The 17,417-nt window shown below is 69.6% G+C and carries 12 protein-coding genes; 6 read left to right on the top strand and 6 right to left on the bottom strand.

Annotated features, from left to right (window positions below):
• Positions 1 to 129 precede the first annotated feature (129 nt).
• The 4 genes from OG205_RS41680 to mraZ form a co-directional block, all read right to left on the bottom strand.
• Positions 130 to 2,040 carry a peptidoglycan D,D-transpeptidase FtsI family protein gene (locus OG205_RS41680; RefSeq protein ID WP_330273283.1) on the bottom strand — a complete coding sequence of 637 codons (1,911 nt, stop codon included), beginning with the start codon at positions 2,038 to 2,040 and terminating at the stop codon, positions 130 to 132.
• On the bottom strand, positions 2,040 to 2,618 hold the full coding sequence (locus OG205_RS41675; RefSeq protein ID WP_330273282.1) for a hypothetical protein: 579 nt from the start codon (positions 2,616 to 2,618) through the stop codon (positions 2,040 to 2,042). The genes OG205_RS41680 and OG205_RS41675 overlap by 1 nt, the downstream gene beginning before the upstream one ends.
• A complete protein-coding gene (gene rsmH, locus OG205_RS41670; protein ID WP_330273281.1) occupies positions 2,615 to 3,568 on the bottom strand; it encodes a 16S rRNA (cytosine(1402)-N(4))-methyltransferase RsmH in 954 nt (317 codons plus the stop codon). Before rsmH ends, OG205_RS41675 begins: the two co-directional genes overlap by 4 nt.
• Positions 3,569 to 3,735: 167 nt before the next feature.
• Positions 3,736 to 4,167, bottom strand: a complete 432-nt coding sequence (gene mraZ, locus OG205_RS41665; RefSeq protein ID WP_030479478.1) for a division/cell wall cluster transcriptional repressor MraZ — start codon at positions 4,165 to 4,167, stop codon at positions 3,736 to 3,738.
• A 405-nt stretch (positions 4,168 to 4,572) separates the two neighbouring features.
• Here mraZ and OG205_RS41660 point away from each other — a divergent pair, with 405 nt between their 5' ends.
• Genes OG205_RS41660 through OG205_RS41650 form a run of 3 tightly spaced genes read left to right on the top strand, consistent with a single transcriptional unit; the run spans position 4,573 to position 9,372 of the window.
• Complete coding sequence (locus OG205_RS41660) at positions 4,573 to 5,625, top strand: AAA family ATPase (RefSeq protein WP_442916663.1); 1,053 nt, start codon at positions 4,573 to 4,575, stop codon at positions 5,623 to 5,625.
• Between the two features lie 2 nt (positions 5,626 to 5,627).
• Positions 5,628 to 6,893: a DUF58 domain-containing protein gene (locus OG205_RS41655; RefSeq protein WP_330273280.1), complete on the top strand. Its 1,266-nt coding sequence runs from the start codon at positions 5,628 to 5,630 to the stop codon at positions 6,891 to 6,893.
• A 1-nt stretch (position 6,894) separates the two neighbouring features.
• Positions 6,895 to 9,372, top strand: a complete 2,478-nt coding sequence (locus tag OG205_RS41650) for a transglutaminaseTgpA domain-containing protein (RefSeq protein ID WP_330273279.1) — start codon at positions 6,895 to 6,897, stop codon at positions 9,370 to 9,372.
• 68 nt (positions 9,373 to 9,440) lie between these two features.
• Here OG205_RS41650 and OG205_RS41645 read toward each other — a convergent pair whose 3' ends face one another.
• Entirely contained in the window at positions 9,441 to 9,836 is a 396-nt protein-coding gene (locus OG205_RS41645; RefSeq protein WP_093597478.1) for a DUF3040 domain-containing protein, read from the bottom strand.
• 282 nt (positions 9,837 to 10,118) lie between these two features.
• Between OG205_RS41645 and OG205_RS41640 the strand changes: the two genes are divergently transcribed.
• Positions 10,119 to 10,625 carry a hypothetical protein gene (locus tag OG205_RS41640; protein ID WP_330273278.1) on the top strand — a complete coding sequence of 169 codons (507 nt, stop codon included), beginning with the start codon at positions 10,119 to 10,121 and terminating at the stop codon, positions 10,623 to 10,625.
• A complete protein-coding gene (locus OG205_RS41635; protein ID WP_330273277.1) occupies positions 10,625 to 12,163 on the top strand; it encodes an alkaline phosphatase D family protein in 1,539 nt (512 codons plus the stop codon). Before OG205_RS41640 ends, OG205_RS41635 begins: the two co-directional genes overlap by 1 nt.
• Positions 12,164 to 12,477: 314 nt before the next feature.
• Here the strand turns inward: OG205_RS41635 and OG205_RS41630 are convergent, their stop codons facing one another.
• Positions 12,478 to 15,633: a S8 family serine peptidase gene (locus tag OG205_RS41630; RefSeq protein WP_330273276.1), complete on the bottom strand. Its 3,156-nt coding sequence runs from the start codon at positions 15,631 to 15,633 to the stop codon at positions 12,478 to 12,480.
• 270 nt (positions 15,634 to 15,903) lie between these two features.
• Here OG205_RS41630 and OG205_RS41625 point away from each other — a divergent pair, with 270 nt between their 5' ends.
• The gene (locus OG205_RS41625) at positions 15,904 to 17,409 is read left to right on the top strand and encodes a M48 family metallopeptidase (RefSeq protein ID WP_330273275.1); all 1,506 of its coding nucleotides are present in this window, start codon (positions 15,904 to 15,906) and stop codon (positions 17,407 to 17,409) included.
• The last annotated feature ends 8 nt before the right edge of the window (positions 17,410 to 17,417 follow it).

Raw genomic sequence — 17,417 nt, 5'->3', positions numbered from 1 at the left:
GGATTGCGTCTCATTACGAAGAATTTTCACTGTGAAACACTGGAATGTCCTGTTGTCACGCCTGGGCGTGGTTCAGGTCACTTGCAAAGCGGGCGTGCTCCACCAAGAATGCGCGCCCGCTGAATTGATCTACAGCTGCAACTGCACGAACGGCGTCTGCTCGACCGACATCGGCAGCTGGAACCGCTGGGTCAGGAAGGTCGCGATGTCGTGGAACAGAGGTGCCGCCGACGAGCTGAACTGGCTGCCGGTCGGCGCGTCGAGCATGATCCCCACGACGTAACGCGGATTGTCCGCGGGGAGGATGCCCGCGAACGTGATCCAGTACTGGGACTGGGAGTAGCACTTGCAGTTCTGGTCGATCTGCTGCGCCGTGCCGGTCTTGCCCGCGACCTGGTAACCGGGCAGGGCGGCCTGCTTGCCGGTGCCGTTCTGGTTCGCGTCCCGCGGGTCGGACTGCGTGACCGAGCGGAACATCTGGCGGACGGTCTTCGCGGTCTCCGGCGACACGACCCGCACGCCGTCCGGCCGCTGCTTCTCCGAACGCGCGCCCTCCTCGCCGATCTCGGCGCGGATCAGCCGCGGCGGGACGCGCACACCGTCGTTGGCGATGGCCTGGTACATGCCGGTCATCTGGAGCAGCGTCATCGAGAGGCCCTGGCCGATCGGCAGGTTGCCGAAGGTCGAGCCGGACCACTGGTTGAGCGGCGGGACCTGGCCCGCCTCCTCGGCCGGGACACCGGAGTTCGTGCGGCGGCCGAGACCGAACTTCTGCAGCATCTCGGCGTAGCGCTCCTGGCCGACCTCCTGCGCGGCGAGCAGCGTGCCGACGTTGGAGGACTTGGCGAAGACGCCGGTGAACGACATGGGCACCGTCGGGTGGTTCCACGCGTCCCTGATGGTCCGGTCGGCGACCTTGAGCGACCCCGGCACCTGCAGCACGTCGTCCGGCTTGAACAGGCCGTACTCGACGGCGGCGGCGGCCGTGACGATCTTGTTCACGGAGCCGGGCTCGAAGCTGTACGCGACCGCGGTGTTGCGCTTCTGGTCCTCGCTGGCCGTGCCGAAGTTGGTCGGGTCGTAGGTCTTGTCGTTGGCCATCGCGACGATCTCGCCGGTGCGGCTGTCCAGCACGACGGCGGAGGCGTTCTTGGCGCCCGACTTCTTCGCGTAGTCGGCGACCATCCGCTGCACCGCGTACTGGGTGTCGATGTCGATGGTGAGCTCGAGGCTCTTGCCTGGCTGCGGCTTCACGAGCTCGCGCTCGGTGTTCGGGATGACGAGGGTGTCGTCGCCCGACATCGTGTCGACCACGCGCCGGCCCGTGCGGCCCGCGAGCACGTTGTCCTGGGCGTTCTCCAGACCGAGGATGCCCTGGACGGTCGGCGGCTTCTCCTCCTGGCGCCAGTTCGCGGCGCCGATGATGTTGGCCGCCAGGTCGCCGTTGGGGTAGATGCGCTTGGAGCGGTACTCCGAGCCGATCTCCGCGGGGAACTTCTCGACGATCTTCGCGGCCTTGGCCGGTTCCGCCTCGCTGACCAGGACCTCGTAGGAGATGTCCTTGACGAGCTGCTGGTAGACGGTCTCCTCGTCGGTCTTCTCCCCGTTGACCTCCGGCCCCAGCGTCGACGAGATGAACTTGGCCATCTCACGCCCGCGGTCCTCGTAGGTCCCCGGATACTTCTTCTCGTCCTTCGCGTGCGCCTCGTCCCAGGCCTTACGCGCGCGCTGCGGAAGGATGTAGAGCGCGCGCACCTCGATCGAGAACGCGAGCTGGTTGCCGTTGCGGTCGAGGATCGACCCGCGCTCGGCGGGGATGTCGATGGGCGTCGTGCGCTGCTTCTGCGCCTGCGCCGACAGCTCGGCCGCCTGCAGGCCCTGCACCTGCACGAGCTTGACGCCCGCGATCAGCAGGGCGCCGATCAGCAGGATCCGGCCGACGCCGATGCGCAGCCTGCTGTTGCCACCCAGGCGCGCGGCCGGGCGGGAGCCGCGAACCGACAACGGCCGGCGCGGTCCCCTGGTCTGCGGACCGGGCATCAGCCACCCGCCGGAGGCGTCTGACCCGCCGGAGGAGTCTGGCCCGCGGGCGGTGCGGGCGGCTCGGAGGACGGCGGAGGCGGAGGCGTCGACTTGGTCGGCGCGCTCGGCTTGCCGAACTCCTCGATCGAACCGTCCGGGTTCTGCCGCAGCCGTGCCGGGTTCGACGGCTCGACCAGGCCCATCTCCCCCGCGCGGCGCGCGAGGTCGGTCGGCGACTCGAGCAGCGCCACCTCGCGGCGCAGCTGCTCCATCTGCAGCGTCAGCTTCTCGGCCTCCGCCCGCGCCTCCTGCAGCCGATAGGTGTCGGCGGCGGCCTGGGTGGAGAAGTACATGATCCCGGCGACGCCCGCGCCCAGCACGAGCATCACCAGCACGACGAACGGAGCCTTGGACACGGCCTTCTGCTGCGGGCTCGCGGAACCGCCGCGCAGGTTCGAGGCGCGCTGGGCCCGGCGCGCGTAGGCACGCTCGGCACCGGCGGTCCGCCGCCGGGCCTTGTCCTTCTCCTGGACCTTGTCCTGCTTCGGGGAGGGGTCGCGGGGTGACGATCCACCGACCCGTGCGGGTGCCGTCATCTCGGCTCTCCGATCCGCTCCGCCGCCCGCAGGCGCACCGGCGCCGCACGCGGGTTGTCCTCGATTTCCTTCTCGTTCGCGAGCTCCGCGCCCCTGGTGAGCAACTTGACCTCGGGTCCGTGACCCGGCAGCTCGACCGGCAGGCCCGGCGGCGTCTTGGACTTCGCCAGCTCCGCGATCGCCTGCTTCACCATCCGGTCCTCGAGGGACTGGTAGGACTCCACGACGATCCGCCCGCCGACGCGCAGCACGCCCAGAGCGGCGGGCAGAGCCAGCCGCAACGACTCCAGCTCGCCGTTGACCTCGATCCGCAGCGCCTGGAACGTGCGCTTCGCCGGATGGCCACCGGTGCGCCGCGAAGCCGCGGGCACGACGGCGTAGAGCAGCTCGACGAGCCGGCCCGAGTTCGTGAACGGCTCCTTCTCGCGCTCCCGCAGCACCGCGGAGGCGATCTTGCCCGCGAACCGCTCCTCGCCGTAGGTGGAGAGGATCCGCGCCAAGTCGCCGTGCCCGTACGTGTTCAGGATGTCCGCCGCCGTCATGCCGGTGCCCTTGGACATCCGCATGTCGAGCGGGGCGTCCTTCGAGTACGCGAACCCGCGCTCCTCCTCGTCCAGCTGCAACGAGGACACGCCGAGGTCCATCAGCACACCGTCCACGCGCGAGTAGCCGAGGTCTTCCACAGCTTCGTCGATGTGGTCGTAGGTGACGTTGACGAGATGAACGCGGTCACCGTGGCGAGCGAGACGCTTGCCAGCCATCTCGATGGCCTGCGGGTCTCGGTCGAGCCCGATGAGGATGAGTTCGGGGTGGGCGCTCAACAGCGCGTCGGAGTGGCCGCCCATGCCGAGCGTCGTGTCGACGACGACGGCGGGCTTGCCGGAGAGCGCTGGAGCGAAGAGTTCCAGGACACGATCCAGCAGCACCGGAACGTGCCGCGGCTGATCCATGGTCTCTCTACTCCCCTTATGCGCGTTTCGGGTGACGTCAGGTCCCCGCCCGCCCGTCGAACCTGGCGCCGGGGAAGGTGCGCCAGGGCCGATTCTCGAGCGGACCGAGGCCTCACGGCACCCGAATCGCGTGTGGAACATCCGGCCTGTTGCTCGGCTGACCGCCATCAGAAGACGCCCGGAATGACCTCCTCGCGAGCGGTGGCGTAGCCGTCCTCGTGCTCGTCGAGATAGGTCTGCCAGGCCGCCGCGTCCCAGATCTCCATCCTGGTGAACGCGCCGACGACCACGCACTCCTTGGTCAGCCCGGCATACCGGCGCAGTTCCGGTGCGATCAAGACGCGGCCCTGACCGTCCGGACGCTGCTCGTCCGTCCCTGCGAACAGATACCGCTGATAGGCGCGTACGGCGTCGTTGGTGAACGGCGCCTCGGCGACTTTCTTCGCCATCTGCTCGAACTCAGCCCGGGGAAACACGTACAGGCAGTGGTCCTGGCCCTTGGTGACCATGAGACCTCCCGCCAGTTCGTCCCGGAACTTCGCAGGCAGTGTCAGCCGACCCTTGTCGTCCAGGCGCGGGTAGTGAGTGCCGAGGAACATCGGCAGCCACCTCCCTCACCGGGCGACGGACCGGCAGCGGAGCCCCCGTCTGCCCCACCGGCCGCCACAGTACCCCACTTTTCACCACAGTCAACGTTGAAACAGGTGTCCACACAGCATGTCGTGACACATTTTCCCAGGTAGACGCCGTGGGGGAGCGTGGGGGGACGGTGGGGGAGCTGGTCAGTCACCACCTTCGCGGGTGAGGGTTCAGCCCGGAATTAGCACTCGAACGGCCTAGAAATTTCCGTCAAAACCAAGAGTTGCGGCGAGTTGGTGGGGGAAGGTGGATGCTGGTGGAGCGAACCCGATGTAGCCCGCAGGTGTAGGGCACTTAGCCGTGGTTTGACACACTGCGTGAAACGCTCACACGTCCGTGTTCCGGACACGGCTGCTGGAGGTTTAGTGACGCCGGGAAGCCCAAGCGCGAACAGTCATGCGCCGGTCGATCAGATTCTGGGAGAGTTGCACGGCGCCGTTCAGCGGATCGCCGCGAACGTCGAGCGGGTGCTCGTCGGTAAACCAGACGTGGTCCGCCTTGCGCTCGTGACGCTGCTCGCCGAGGGGCACCTGCTGGTCGAGGACGTGCCGGGTGTCGGCAAGACCTCGCTGGCGAAAGCGCTTGCCCGCTCCATCGACTGCACCGTGAGCCGAGTGCAGTTCACGCCCGACCTGTTGCCGAGCGACATCACCGGCTCCTCCATCTACAACCGGCAGGAGAACGACTTCGAGTTCCGGCCTGGACCGATCTTCGCGAACATCGTCGTCGGCGACGAGATCAACCGCGCCTCCCCCAAGACGCAGTCCGCTCTGCTGGAGTGCATGGAGGAGCACCAGGTCACGGTCGACGGGAACACGTACCCGCTGGGCGCGCCGTTCATGGTGATCGCGACGCAGAACCCGATCGAGATGGAGGGCACCTACGCCCTTCCGGAGGCACAGCGCGACAGGTTCACCGCGCGCGTGTCGATCGGGTACCCGGACCCGCAGGCCGAGCTGGCGATGGTCGACGAGCACGCGGGTCACAACCCGCTCGACGACCTGCGGCCGGTCTCGGACGCCGCGCAGATCCTGCGGCTGGTCGAGGCCGTGCGCCGGGTGCACCTGTCCCCCGAGGTCCGCAGGTACGCCGTCGAGCTGGTCTCGGCGACGCGGCGCCTGCCGGAGCTGCGGCTCGGTGCCTCGCCGCGATCCACGTTGCACTTCGTCCGCGCCGCACGCGCGCAAGCCGCGCTGGCCGGCCGTGACTTCGTGGTGCCCGACGACATGCACGCGATCGCGATCCCGGTGCTGGCCCACCGGCTGGTGCTCACGGCGGAGGCGCAGGCCGCTCGCCGGTCCCCCGCCGAGCTGATCAGGGCGCTGTTGCAGCGTGTGCCGGTGCCGACGGCGGCACTCGACCCGAGCGCGGCGTTCGTCCGCAGCATGAACAACAACAACGCAGGGACGCCACGCTAACGATGCGCACCGCACTCTCCGGTCTGACCACACGCGGAAGATGCTTGCTGGCCGCGGGGTTCGCCGCCGGAGTGTGCGCCGCGGTGCTGAACGAACGCGACCTGTTGCGGGTCGCCGCGTTCGTGATCGCGCTGCCCCTGCTGGCCGCGTGGCTCGCGACGAGGGCTCGGGTGGGGTTGCACGCCGCCCGGTTCCTCGCCCCGAGCCGGGTGCCGGTGGGTGCGGCGTCCGAGGTGAAGCTCGACCTGCGCAGCACCGGCCGGCTGCCCACGGGCGGGCTGATGCTGGAGGACACGGTGCCGTACGCCCTGGGCGCGCGGCCGCGGTTCCTGGTGGAGCGGTTGCCCCGCAACACGCCGACGACGTTGCGCTACCCGCTCAAGCCGGTGATGCGCGGTGTCCAGCAGGTCGGCCCGCTGATGGCGCGGATCACCGACCCGTTCGGCCTGGCCGAGTTCGACCGCGAGCTCGCGGGCCGGTCGCGGCTGGTCGTGGTGCCGCGCGTGGTCCGGCTGTCGGGTCTGCCCGGTGGTTCCGGCATGGGCGCGGGCGACGACGGCTCGGTGCGGCTGCGGGCCGGTCAGGGCGAGGACGACGCGATCGTGCGGCAGTACCGGCAGGGCGACGACCTGAGGAAGGTCCACTGGCGGTCGACGGCCCGGCGCGACGAGCTGATGGTGCGCGTCGAGGAACGTCCGTGGCGCGGCGGCACGACCGTGCTGCTCGACCACCGGGTGCACGCGCACCGCGGTAGCGGGCCCACGGCGTCACTGGAGTGGGCCATCTCGTTCGCGGCGTCGATCTGCCTGCACCTGCACCACTTCGGCCATCAGGTGCGCCTGGTCTCCGAGGACGGGCGGGTGCTCGCGGGTGGCTCGGCCGAGGGCGGGCACAGCGACCACGTGGTGCTGGACTCGCTCGCGGCGTTGCAGGGCTCGCACCGCCGTGAACTCACCGGCGGAATGGACCCCGGCGCGGGCCAGGAGGTCATCGCGGTGCTCGGCGCGCTCTCGCCGGCGTCGGCGGAGGAACTGATCCGGTACCGGCCGCGCGGTATGCGCAGCATGGCCGTGCTGCTGGACGTGAACGCGTGGGCGGGTGGCACGGACGCCGCCGCCCCGGACCCCGAGGACGCCCGGCGGCTGCTCAACGGCGCGGGCTGGGGCGTGGCGATCGCGAAGCCGTCCGCGTCGATGCAGCAGGTGTGGCAGGAGTTGTGCGCCTCGGCCGGTAACCGGGGTCCGTCGGTGCGCTCGGAGGTGGGCTGAGATGGGGACCCGTTCCGCTCCGGCGACGAGAGGGACCGAACCCGAGTGGTTCACCTCGGCGACGCCGTGGATCGCCGCGCTGGCGGTGCTCTGCGCGTCCACCGCGCTCTCCGGCGTGATCGAGGGCGACCTGTGGCTGGCGCGGATCGGCGTGGTGATCGTGGCTATCACCGTGACCGGCGCGTTCCTGCGCGCGACCCGGCTGACTCCGCCGCTGGTCGCCGTCGCCCAAGTGTTCGTGCTGTTGTGCCTGCTCACGGCGTTGCACACGCGGTCGGGCATCTTCCTGTTCATCCCCGGCCCCGATGCGCTGGGCGAGATCGGGGACGTGCTCGCGGACTCCGTGGCACAGGTGCAGACCGGGGTGCCGCCGGTGCACGCGTCGCCGGCGATCCAGGCGCTCGTGGTGCTGGCGATCGGCCTGGTCGCGGTGCTGGTCGACACGCTGGCCGTGGCCGCGGCGGCTCCGGCGGCGTCCGGGCTGGTGCTGCTGTGCGTGTTCGCGGTGCCCGCGTCGCTGGCCGACGAGATGCTGCCGTTCTGGACGTTCATCCTGGGCGCGGCGGCGTTCGCGATGCTGCTCGCGGTCGACGGCCAGCACCGGCACGAGGCGTGGCGCGGCCGGCTCGGTTCCGGGTCGGCGAGCGGGTCGGGCGGGTCCGCGACGTCGGTGGCGGCGATCGCGATGGTGATCGCGCTGATCGTCGGCGCGGGCTTCACGCTCGTCGGCACGGTCGGCAGGCTGCCCGGCGGCGGTGCCGGTGGCGGCGGCAAGGGCGGCATCGGGCTGAGCGAGATGACGTCGCTGCGCGGCATGCTCAACCGCGGCCGGACGGCCGAGGTGTTCTACGTGCGGGGCATGACCGACCCGATGTACATGCGGGCGTCGACGCTGGCCCAGTACGTGCCGAACAAGGGCTGGGAGCGCGGCAGCCCTCCTGGCGGCCAGCCCGCGCGCGGTGAGCTTCCGCCGCAGCCGGGCGATCGCGGCGAGGGCAAGACCACCCGGATCAACATCGAGCCGCGCGACTGGCGGAGCTTCTGGCTGCCGACCTACGGCGCCGTCCGCCGCATCGACACCCCGGACGACGACTACCAGTTCGACGCGAAGAAGGGCGTGATCTACACCCAGCGGGAGCGCGAACCGGAGTCGTACGAGATCGACACGGTGATGTCGACGCCGACGAAGCAGTCGCTGCGGCTGGCACCGACCCAGGCGAACGCCGTCGATCGTGAGTACTACAAGTTCGACGGGGTCGAGCAGGAGGTCGTGGACCTCGCGAAGAAGGTCGTCGAGGGCGCCACCAACGACTTCGACAAGGCGGCCGCGCTGACGGCGTTCTTCAACAGCCCCACCACCGATTTCAAGTACCAACTCGAGACCAAGGGCGACGTCACGACGGACGCGCTGAGCGACTTCGTGCTGCGGAGCAAGGTCGGCTACTGCGAGCAGTTCGCCTCGGCGATGGCCGTGATGGCCCGGGTGGTGGGTCTGCCGTCGCGCGTGGCGATCGGTTTCACCGCCGGTGTGCCGGCCGCGGACAACGCGTACCGCGTGATCAGCACCGACGACGCGCACGCGTGGGTCGAGATCTTCTTCCCGAACTACGGCTGGATGACCTTCGACCCGACCCCGGTCTCCGACGGCCGCGGCATCGTGCCGCCGTACCTGCGCGAGACCGCGCCTGGCCAGGAGGAGCAGCCGACCGCCGAGACGACGGCGACGTCGGTGGCGCCGTCCGCGACCGGCTCGGCCCAGGCCTCCACCTCGCCCGACGGCACCGACGGCGACCAGGGACTGCCGCAGGCGGGTTCCGAAGGACCGCAGCCTTGGCACCTGTGGGCGCTCGGCGTGGTGCTGGTGCTGGCGGCGTTGCTGTCGATCTTCCTGGTGCTGGCTCTGCTCGGCGTGATCAGCGCGGGCCTGATGGGCGTGTCGTGGGCGCGCAAGCTGCTGATACCGGCCGCGGCCGGGTTGTGGCTGATCGGTGTGGGGCTCGCGGCGGCGTTGCTGTCGTGGTGGCTCGCGGCGGTGCTCGTGATCGCCGGGATCGTGTTCACGCCGTTGCTGGTGCGTGCCGTGCGACGGCGCAACCGCCTGCACGCGGTGACGGCGCTCGGTCAGGGCGCGGCCACGGCGGCGTGGAGCGAGCTCATGGCGGAGTCGATCGACCGCGGCGCGCCGGTGCCGGCCGCCGAGACGATCAGGCTCGCCGCCCGCCGGTTGGCGCGCGAGCACAACCTGGACGACGCGGGCAAGAACGGGCTGCGGCTGGTGATCGGGGCGATCGAGCGTTCCTGGTACAGCCCGAACCCGACCGCCGACCCGGCGTTGCCCGGTGCGCTGGCCGCGGTGCGACAGTCGTTGCGACAGAACTCGCCACTGTCGTTGCGCGCGAAGCTGTTCCCGAAGTCGGTGCTCAAGCCGACGCCCGCGCCGACGGCCGAGACGCCCGACCGGGAGCCGGTCGGGGTGTAGGTCCGTGACATGACGATGGGCCCGCTCCCTGTTCGGGGGGCGGGCCCATCGCTTTGAGGCTTGGTCGGTTACTGCTCTTCGTCGAAGCGGCGGCGGAAGCGCTCTTCCATCCGTTCGGAGAACGAGCTGCGGCTGCGCGCGGGCTTGCCGTCCTCCTGCGCTCCTTCGGCGACCTGGTCACCGCGACGCAGTGTCGTCAGGGTGATGAGCACACCGAAGAACATGAGCAGGAAGCCGAAGACGCTCACCACGGGGATGCTGGCGATCGCGAGCTGCGGGAGCATCACGCCGGTGATGAGCGCGGCCACGCCGACCACGAACAACACGATGCCCTGCACACGGCGTCGCTTGGACGGCCGCCGCAACTTGGCGCCCCGTACGGTAGATGCGAACTTCGGGTCCTCGGCGTAGAGCGCGCGCTCGATCTGGTCGAGCAGTCGCTGCTCGTGCTCGGAGAGTGGCATCGTTCCTCCTCCGGCACAGCGGTCGCGGGCGCCGGGTGTTTTCGGTTTCCGCCGAACCCGGCGGACGACCCACCCTGGGGACGTCACCTTCCAGGATACGATCCGCGCGCCTCGGCGACTACCCAGTCGGCCTTCTCATACGGTCTGTTCTGTCACCATCATCCTCCTGGGGCAGTGGTGAGGCCTTCGTGAGGCTCTTTCCAGCCCGTTGTGGCCTTCCGTTCACACCTCGTTCGGCCGCGGGATCCATCCGGGACAGCCCCGCTTGCTCGGATCAGAGCCATGACCGAACTCATCGTCAACGGCGCCGCCGAGCAGGGCCTGACCGGCTGGCTCGTCGTCGCGGGCGCCCCCGTCGTGCTGCGGTACGACACGGGCCAGGGGTATCCGGGGCCCGGTGATCCCGGTCCGGCGCGGCGCGGCTCGTCGTTCTTCGGCGGCGGCGACACGCCACTGAGCACGCTGCGACAGAGCGTGACATTGCCGCGAAAGCCGTCTCAGTTCGCCGTGTCCTGCTGGCTCGGCGGCTACGCCGCGCAGCAGGACGGCGCCCGGCTGTCGGTCGAGTTCCTCGATTCCGGCGGCACACCGCGCGGTCTCGTGGTGCTCGGACCGGTGACGGCGGAGGAACGCTCCAGCCGCACGGGCCTGGTCGAGCGTTCGGTTCGAGGCACGGTGCCGCCGGGGAGCAGGACGGCGGTCGTGACGCTGCAGATGACCCGATCCGGTGGTGGTACGTCGAACGACGGCTACGCGGACAACATCTCGTTCACGGTGGAGGCCCGCTGATGCTGAACCGACGTGATCTCCTGCGCGCCGCGGCCGCCGCCGGTGCTCTCGGCACCGTGTGGCCGTTGTCGGCCGGCCTGTCCCCCGCGCAGGCTCACGCCGCCGCGCTCGACCTGGGCGCGTCGTGGGACGCGGCGCCGTTCTGCCTGGGCGTCGGATCCGGGGACCCGTTGCCGGACAGCGTGATCCTGTGGACGCGACTCGCTCCCGAACCACTGGCGCACGAGCAGCCGTTGCCCGAGATCGTCGAGGTCGAGTGGTCGGTCGCGCTGGATCGCACGATGCGTTCGCGCGTCGCGTGCGGGACCGTTGCGGCGTCGAACCTGTTGGGGCACAGCGTGCACGTGCCCGTGCACGGTCTCCGTCCAGGCCGCACCTACTACTACCAGTTCTCGGCTTTGGGCAAGCGTTCTCGCGTCGGACGCACCCGCACGGCCCCGGTCGGGCCGGTGTCCCGCGTCCGGTTCGCGACGGCGAACTGCCAGGCGTTCCACGACGGCTTCTACGCGGCACATCGCGGAATCGCGGCCGAGAACCTCGATTTCGTCGTGCACCTGGGCGACTACATCTACGAACACGGCCAGGTCGGCGGCACGCACGTGCGTGATCACGAGGGCCCCGCCGTGCTGTCCCTTGCGGACTACCGGCGCCGCCACGCCTTGTACAAGGGCGATCCGTCGCTGCGCGACGCCCACGCCGCCCATCCTTTCTTCTTGACCTGGGACGACCACGAGGTCGCCAACGACTACAGCGGAACCGACGGCTCCGCGCCGTTCGTGAAGCGCCGTGCCGCCGCCTACCAGGCCTGGTACGAGCACCTGCCGATCCGCGCTGGGAGCGCTCTCGAACCGCGGATCCACCGCCGCCGCCAGTGGGGGTCCCTGGTCGATCTGACGGTGCTGGACCTGCGGCAGTACAGGTCCGCGCAGAACCTCGCCGACGGCACGATCCTGGGCGCCGAGCAGAAGAAGTGGCTGCTGGACGGCATTTCTTCGGCCAGGGAAGCGTGGCAGGTGTGGATCAACTCGATCATGCTGTCGCAACTGGCCCGCACCGGCGGCGGCTACTACTTCACCGACCAGTGGGACGGGTTCCTGGCCGAACGCCGCGAGGTGCTCGGCCACGTCGCCGCGGAGGGCCTGAAGGACCTCGTCGTGCTGACCGGCGACTGGCACTCGGCGTTCGTGGACGACATCCGGCCGGACTTCGACGACCTCTCGTCGCCGGTGATCGGGACGGAGTTCACCGCGCACTCCGTCACGTCCGGCGCCTACTCGCCGGAGTGGAACGCGGTGAACGGGCCGGTGATGGGGGCGGCGAACCCGCACCTGAAGTACTTCGAGGGCAACAGGTACGGCTACGACGTGTACGAGGTGACGCCGCAGCGGTTCACCACGCACATGAAGGTGATCGGGGATCGGCGGGACGCGTCGTCGCCGGTGTCGACGCTGACCACGTTCCACGTCGATCGGGGGAAGGCCGGGAGTTACGAGGACCCGGCGACCATCGGCTCGCCCGCGCAGTACCGGCGGCCATGAGGGCGGCGCTGAAACGGCTCCGAAAACGGCCGTGAAAAGTGTCAGACCCGCTGAGTAAGCTCGGATTCGGGGGATCCCGGGCCCTGTGAGGCCGGAGGGTGGATCCCCCGAATCCGATGCTAGTCAGCGGGTCTGACAGTTCTGGACCGACAGTTCGAGGCAGGTCAGTCCTGGTCGGTCAGTTCTGGTCGGTCAGTTCTGGTCGGTCAGTTCTGGTCGGTCAGTTCTGGTCGGTCAGTTCTGGTCGGTCAGTTCTGGTCGGTCAGTTCTGGTCGGTCAGTTCTGGCCTGAGTCGGTCGGCCAGTTCCGGTCGATCAGCTTGCGATCTTGTAGGCGTGGATGATCGTCACCTCGCCGGTGTTGCCCGCCGCGTCCGTGGTCTTGGCGCGCAGCGAGGCGAACTTGGCGTTCTTCGGGTGGTGCACGATCGCCTTGTCGCCGGCGACCTGCACCTGCTTCCAGGTCGCGCCGTCGTCGAAGGACACCTCGACGGTGACGCGCTTGACCTTCGGCGTGTTCTGCGCCTGCTCGACCTTCAGCGGGACGAGCAGCACACGACCGTGCGCGGTGTCCTTGTCGTCGAGCTTCGGCAGGAAGCGGACCACCGTGAGCGGGAGGTGCGTGATCTCGCTGGTGTGCTTGGCCTTGAAGGTCCAGGCGCCGCTCACCTTGTTCGACAGCTCCGCGTCGCGGCTGTGTTCCATCTCGGCCCGGTAGGTGCCTTCTGCCGCCGGGACGTCGAAGATCGCGGCAGGACGGTCCTGCTCGCCGAGCTTGGTTCCGTTGTGGAACAACGAGGTCTTCGCCGTTCCGCCGGTGAACCTGCCCGCACCGCCGTTGCTGTCGGTGAAGAGCGGCACCCTGACGGCGATCTGGTCTTCGAACCTCGCGAGGCCGAAGCCGGGCGCCGACGGGACGGACGGGCCGAAGATCGCGGCGCCGAACGTCTGCGAGTACTTCTTGCCGCCCTTGAAGGAACGGTTGGGCGTCTCGGTCGAGTACTCGTTGTTGTTGTCCGGGCCGACCCGGTCGTAGATCCAGCTCCACGTGCCGGTCACGGTCGAGACGTAGTCGATCGCGCGGCCGCCTTCCGGCACCCGCGTGAACCAGCCGAAGCCGCCGCTGCCGTCGACCGGGTTCGGCATGACGGCGATGCCGTGCTGACGGCCCTCACCGGCGTAGCGGAAACTCGTCGTCATCTCGGCCAGCTCGTTCGCCTTGGCGGTGCGCTCGTAGCCGGTCGGCATGCCGTTCTCGGTGTACATCAGGCGATAGCTGACCGGGGTCTTCTCGTCGCGTGGTGTGCCCTCGAGCTGCTCGGCGATCGTCGTGGTGAAGCCCGGTGCGGCCGGTCCGATCTGGGCGGTGGACACCTGTCCCGCCAGTCCGTCGAAGAACGCCCAGCCGTGGCCGAAGGTCCTGCCCGCGACCTTGGTGGAGTAGCCGATGGTGCCGATCATGCCCTTGGCCGCGGCGTCAGGGGTCTTGAGTGCGACCGGCTTGGCGTTGCGCGCGTCGATCGTGATCGACCCCTTGCCGGTCACCTGGAACTTCGGCTGCACCTGGAACGCGACCTTGAAGTCCGGGGTGATGATGCCGCTGTCCACGAGGTACTCGCCCTTGGGCAGGCGGACGTTCTTGGCCAGTCCCGGATAGGCCTTGCCGGTCTTGGTGTTGACGAAGACCGTGCTGTGGGACTCGGCCGGGTTGCCGTCGCTGCCGAGCACCGAGACCGCGGTGTCATAACTCTCGACCTCGCGGTTGACGCTGACGAGCGTGCGCAGGCCGTTCGACGCGACGATCGCGCCGCTGTAGGCACCGTCCGGCGCGTTCGCCTTGGTGTCAGCGGTGATCACGGCCTTGGCCTCGCCGCCGGCGGGGATCGTGATCTTCGCAGGAGACACGGTGAACAGACCGGCGGGCGAGGGCTTGCCGTCCGGTCCCTTGACGTCCACGCTCAGGTCGAGCGTGACGGGCTCCTTGCCGGGGTTGCGGTAGGTGACCTCGCGGACGACCTTCTGGTCGTCGTCGTGCGGCCACTGCTGCACCCCGAAGTTGATGTTCGCCGGTTCGGCGATCACCTGCTGTGCCAGCATCTTCGGCACGTCCACGCGACCGGTGCCCTGGTCGAACGCCGTCAGCGACGGGTTGGCCTTGGCCGACGCCATGATGGTCGCCTTGAGCCGTGCACCGGTCCAGTCCGGATGCTGCTGCTTGAGCAGCGCGACGACACCCGCGACGTGCGGCGTCGCCATCGAGGTGCCGGACATCGAGACGTGGCCCTGCGTACCGGCCTCGGCCGCCACGATGTCGACGCCGGGCGCGGTGACGTCCGGCTTCACCGCACCGTCCGCAGCCGGGCCACGGCTGGAGAACGGCGCGATGCCGTCGTTGCGGTCCACCGCCCCGACGGTCAGCGCGGACTCGGCGCTACCGGGCGAGCCGATCGTCTCCGGGCTCCCGGAGTTGCCCGCCGCGATGACGAACAGCGCGCCGGTCTCCTGGGAGATCCGGTTGACGGCCTCCTCGATCGGGTCGATCTCCGGGGTGTCACCTCCTCCCAGGCTCATGTTGATGACGCTCGCGCCCTGCTCGGCCGCCCACTGCATGCCGCCGAGGATCGCCGACTCGCTGCAGCCGCCTGGCTGGCAGACCTTGCCGTCGAGGATCTCCGCGTCCGGCGCGACACCGCGGTACTGGTCGCCCTTGCTGGCGATGGTCGACGCGACGTGCGTGCCGTGCCCGACCTCGTCGGTGTTGTCCGGCGAGTCGGTGAAGTTCTTCTCGGCGATCTGCCTGCCCTGCAGATCCGGGTGCTTCTCGTCGACGCCCGTGTCGAGCACCGCGACCTTCACGCCCTTGCCGGTGACACCCGCCTGCCAGGCCGCCGGCGCGCCGATCTGCTTGGTGCTGCGGTCGAGCGACACCTTGCGGACGCCGTCCAGCCACACCTTCTCGACCGCGCCACCGCGCAGCGACTCCCAGGCGCTGCCCGACTTCTCGACCGTGCCGGTCACCAGTCCGTTGACCGATCCCTTGGCCGCCAACGCCGTGACGCCCGATCGTGCGCCCGCCGCCGGCCGCACGATCACAGGAACGGTGGTGCGCCGCGAGTCGTCGTAGCCGAACTCGGCCAACGACGTCACGTCGAACAACCTCGGGTCGAGCTTTCCGCTGTCCACCAACGCGATCGCGTCCGCGGGCACCACGTGCTGATGTCCGTCCCGCGTGAAGGTGCGCACCGGAAGCCTGCCCCGGCCGGGACCCGGCACGACCCGCACGACGCGGTCTCCCGCCAGCTCCACCCGGTCACCGGTGATCAGCGTGACGCTCCGATCCCCCTGCCCCGATGACTGCTCGCCCGCGTGCGCGACGGCCGTCGTCCCCGTGATCGTTCCGGTGGTGACGAGGCCTGCCGACAACGCGAGCGCGGTGATCCCCCGACGGGCACCTCGCTGTCCTGCTCTCACTGGTCTACCTCCAGCGCTAGATGAGGTGTTGCGTCAGTGACCGTAGGGACACCGAGCGTTACCCCACCTCCATCTGAAGGCCGGAGCTGCACAGGCGGATGTCATCCCGCAGAGGTACGCGGACTGGCCGATCGGCTGGTTGACACACCTCCTGTCGTTTCGGGCCGACCGTCATTTCGGGATTGAGTCGTGACCGTGCTTTCGTGCACACTTCGTGCTGTCGTCATCTGGGGGCGGCGCCGGGGGCTTTGGGGGAAGGTCGCTCTACTCATGCGTGTTTCGTTGCGTGCTGCCATTTCGGTCGCACTGCTCGTCGGTTTCTACGTCCTCGCCTTCGGGTTGATCGGCGGCCTGCTCGCGCTGGAGACCTACGCCCTGATCGAGCGGCCGTTCGTCGGCTTGAAGCTGGCGCTGTTCGTCGTGCCAGCGGTGTACGCGCTGGCCAAGGGCCTGATCTCACTGGAGCGCCGCGAGCGCGATGAGGTGCCCGGCATCCTCGTCACGCCCGAGGAGCAGCCCGCGCTCTGGGACCTCGTCCGGCGCCTGGCCGCCGACGCGGGCACCCGCCCGCCGGACGAGATCCGGATCCTCGCCGCAGTGAACGCCGGTGTCGCCGAGGACACCCGTTTCCTGGGTCTGCGCGTGCTCAAGCGCAGGATGTTCATCGGTGCTCCGCTGCTCACCTCCTTGACCGAGAAGCAACTCATCGCCGTGCTCGCCCACGAACTCGGGCACTACGCCAACAAGGACACGCGCCTCGCCGGCGTCGTCGTCTCGGGCCGTGACGCCATGCTGCGCGCCGGTTCCCACATGAACGCCGAGCAGTGGTTCCAGCGCATGATCGCCAAGCTGTTCCGCGGCTACGCCAAGCTGTACCTCCGTGTCTCCCAGGCGATCAGCCGCCGTCAGGAGTTCGCCGCCGACCGCCTCGCCGCCACCCTCGCGGGTTCGTCCGCCGCCGCGTCCGCACTGCGCGAACTGCCGGTGATCGACGCCGCGTGGAACCTCTTCACCAACCGTCACCTGACCGTCGCGTGGGAGCTCGGCTACCTGCCCACGACGTTCTTCGACGGCTTCGCCCGCCTGCGCACCTCCCCCGAACTCCACGAGGAGCTGGAGGAGATCCGCCAGCACCCGCACGACCCGGACCGCGGCCCGTACGACTCGCACCCGCCACTGCGGGACCGCATCACCGCGATCGAGGCACTCGGCCTCGAGCCCGAGTCGGGCTGGGGCGACCGCCCGGCACTGGAACTGCTCGCCGACCCGATGCCGTTGCTCGACGCCGCAGTGCTCAGCACCCTGGTGTCCGACGCCGCCGAGAAGGAACGCGTCGACTGGGCCACGCTCGGCCACATCGGCGCCAGAGCCCGCGTCGTGCGCGGCACCCAGCGGCTGCTGGAAACGTCCGCGGTCAAGATGAACCAGCGCCCGTCACTGACCACCGTGCTCGACGCGCTGGACGCCGGCCACCTCGCCGACCTCGGCACTCACCTGCCGGGCAACTCGGGCGCCGGTGCCCGAGCCCGCCGCGAGATGGCCCGCGGCGAAGTGCTGCCCGAGCTGTCCGCGTTGGTGGCACTGGCCTTCTCCGACGCGGGCCTCGCCCGCTGGGAGCTCGACTGGCTGGGACGGACCACGTTCGTCACCTCCTCCCACGAATTCGACATGGCCGAACACCTGGACGCCGCGGTCGCCGACCACGGCAGCACCGAGGGCCTGCGCGCCGCGCTGGCCGTAGCCGGTGTGGCCCCCGACTACCGCCCCGCGCACTGAACGTTCAG

Origin of the sequence: Lentzea sp. NBC_00516 (assembly GCF_036346835.1) — a bacterium.
In the GTDB taxonomy this organism is placed as follows: domain Bacteria; phylum Actinomycetota; class Actinomycetes; order Mycobacteriales; family Pseudonocardiaceae; genus Lentzea; species Lentzea sokolovensis.
Note: the sequence above shows the minus strand (reverse complement) of the source record. Positions and strands in the feature narration are given on the sequence as shown.

Coding starts and splice junctions, on each gene's coding strand:
- OG205_RS41655 (WP_330273280.1), top strand. CDS start 5,628: ATGCGCACCGCACTCTCCGGTCTGACCACACGCGGAAGATGCTTGCTG.
- OG205_RS41675 (WP_330273282.1), bottom strand. CDS start 2,618: ATGACGGCACCCGCACGGGTCGGTGGATCGTCACCCCGCGACCCCTCC.
- OG205_RS41625 (WP_330273275.1), top strand. CDS start 15,904: ATGCGTGTTTCGTTGCGTGCTGCCATTTCGGTCGCACTGCTCGTCGGT.
- mraZ (WP_030479478.1), bottom strand. CDS start 4,167: ATGTTCCTCGGCACTCACTACCCGCGCCTGGACGACAAGGGTCGGCTG.
- OG205_RS41645 (WP_093597478.1), bottom strand. CDS start 9,836: ATGCCACTCTCCGAGCACGAGCAGCGACTGCTCGACCAGATCGAGCGC.
- OG205_RS41635 (WP_330273277.1), top strand. CDS start 10,625: ATGCTGAACCGACGTGATCTCCTGCGCGCCGCGGCCGCCGCCGGTGCT.
- OG205_RS41650 (WP_330273279.1), top strand. CDS start 6,895: ATGGGGACCCGTTCCGCTCCGGCGACGAGAGGGACCGAACCCGAGTGG.
- OG205_RS41680 (WP_330273283.1), bottom strand. CDS start 2,040: ATGCCCGGTCCGCAGACCAGGGGACCGCGCCGGCCGTTGTCGGTTCGC.
- OG205_RS41640 (WP_330273278.1), top strand. CDS start 10,119: ATGACCGAACTCATCGTCAACGGCGCCGCCGAGCAGGGCCTGACCGGC.
- rsmH (WP_330273281.1), bottom strand. CDS start 3,568: ATGGATCAGCCGCGGCACGTTCCGGTGCTGCTGGATCGTGTCCTGGAA.